Raw genomic sequence first — 1,697 nt, 5'->3', positions numbered from 1 at the left:
GGAGGCCACCTGACGCTGCGGACAAAGCCGATCAAGCAGCACGCTTGCGGTAGACGCCCTCCCCGTTCGACATGTGGCCAAGGCATTCCTATTGACCAAACAGCGCGTCGAAACGCGGGGTGATCTGCGACAGCCAGCGGCGGGCCCGCCCGGCTCGGGGGTGTCGCCAGTCATTCTCCCAGTAGGGTCCGTCCTCGCGCTCGGCCATCCACACGGCAACGAGGCTGCCGTAGACCGACATCCCGAAATCCGCATAAGCGTTGCGCAGCAGGATGCGGTCCTCGCGGCCGCGCCAGCCTTGCTGTGGCTCCAGCGAAGGAAACGCCGCCCGTGCGCGCTCGACAAGATCTTCGCGCAGCCATTCGAATTCGAAATCCCAGTCGCCGTCGTCGTCGTCGATGTCGAGCACCTGGAATGCGACAACCGCTCCGGCGGGATAGCTGACAGAACGTCCCATCGACCCTCTCCCCTCAGGCGGCCAGCGCGTCGGCGGGGTCATCGCCGTGCGCATCGCTGATGTCGTCGCTGTCGCCAGCGAGGGTGGTGCGGCCGCCCAAATTCAGCAGCAGACCAGCCGCTTCCTCTGCACGCGCCGCCGCAGTCAGGATCGCGCGGTCGTCGTCCTTGAGGAGTTTGAGCCAGTGCTCGATGTAGCTGGCATGGCTATCGAGATGCGCCACCGGAAGGCCAAGCTCGGCCCCGAGCATCGCGCTCGACAGCTCCGCGATCAGCTCCTCGGCGGCATAGGCTGCACTCCCGAAGCGGTTCTTGAGATCGCGGCCCAAACGGCTGTGATGTCCGGTCCAATGCGACATCTCGTGTCCGAGCGTCGCATAGTAGTGGTCGAAGCCCGTGAACAGGCTTGCCGGCGGCATCGTGATCCGGTCGATGCCGGGCTCGTAGTAGGCCTCAGAGCCTGCGTTCCGGAGGTTGGCCGGGATTGCCGCAAAGAACCGGTCGAGTTCCTCCTCGCGGCCTGCCGGCTCGACGAGCTCCAGCGACGCAGCGGGTCGGAAGTACGCCGGCAGGCTTTCGACCTGATCGGCATTGAAGACCGGGTATGACTTGAGCACGCGGCGCGCTTCCTCGCTGCGCTCGCCTGTGTCCGGCGCTTCGACCTCCTTGGTGTAGCTCTTGTAGAAGATCGCGATCGTCGACTTCTCGCCCTTGCGGACTTGTCCGCCGAGTTCCTGCGCCTGGCGGTAGGTCATCCAGAATGGCGAGGCGTAACCGCACATGTCGGCGACCATCCACAGCCAGAAACAGTTCATGCCGCGATAGGGAATCCCGCAGGCCCTGAGAGGCCGTGAGACGGGAACGCCGCGCCAAGGCTGGACCCAGGGCTTGGTTCCAGCTTCGAGCCGGGTGATGATTTCCTGGGTGATACGAGCGGCGGGCGAGATGGCACTACGCTCGCGAGAACGGAACTTGGACATGGGGCTTCTCCTGATCGGTATCCCCGTGGGCGCTTCTGCCCACGGCTTCCGCCCCCAGGGGCGCCTCCTCTCCTCTGACTGAAAAAGAGAAGCCGCCCCTCGGGATGTGCCCGAGGGACGGCTTCGAGGACCCATGACTGTCAGCCTGTCAGGAGGAGGTCAGGCTGCCAGATCGCGGGGGGACTCATCGGCGTGTTCAAGCTCAAGGACGGCGTCCGAACCATCGCTGACCGGGTCACCGGGCAGCGGTTCAGACGGAGC

The 1,697-nt window shown here is 65.2% G+C and carries 2 protein-coding genes; both read right to left on the bottom strand.

Annotation, left to right across the window (positions count from 1 at the left end):
* Positions 1 to 88: 88 nt before the first annotated feature.
* Positions 89 to 457, bottom strand: coding sequence for a hypothetical protein (locus WCL10_RS20490; protein WP_336897494.1), 369 nt, complete (start codon positions 455 to 457; stop codon positions 89 to 91).
* A 13-nt stretch (positions 458 to 470) separates the two neighbouring features.
* The gene (locus tag WCL10_RS20485; RefSeq protein WP_336897493.1) at positions 471 to 1,436 is read right to left on the bottom strand and encodes a zincin-like metallopeptidase domain-containing protein; all 966 of its coding nucleotides are present in this window, start codon (positions 1,434 to 1,436) and stop codon (positions 471 to 473) included.
* Positions 1,437 to 1,697 lie beyond the last annotated feature (261 nt).

It is taken from the genome of Novosphingobium sp. (assembly GCF_037133355.1).
Lineage (GTDB): Bacteria > Pseudomonadota > Alphaproteobacteria > Sphingomonadales > Sphingomonadaceae > Novosphingobium.
This window is presented reverse-complemented; position numbering and strand designations above follow the sequence as displayed.

Excerpts from the sequence above, each read along its gene's own strand:
- WCL10_RS20485 (WP_336897493.1), bottom strand. The coding sequence starts at position 1,436 with ATGTCCAAGTTCCGTTCTCGCGAGCGTAGTGCCATCTCGCCCGCCGCT.
- WCL10_RS20490 (WP_336897494.1), bottom strand. The coding sequence starts at position 457 with ATGGGACGTTCTGTCAGCTATCCCGCCGGAGCGGTTGTCGCATTCCAG.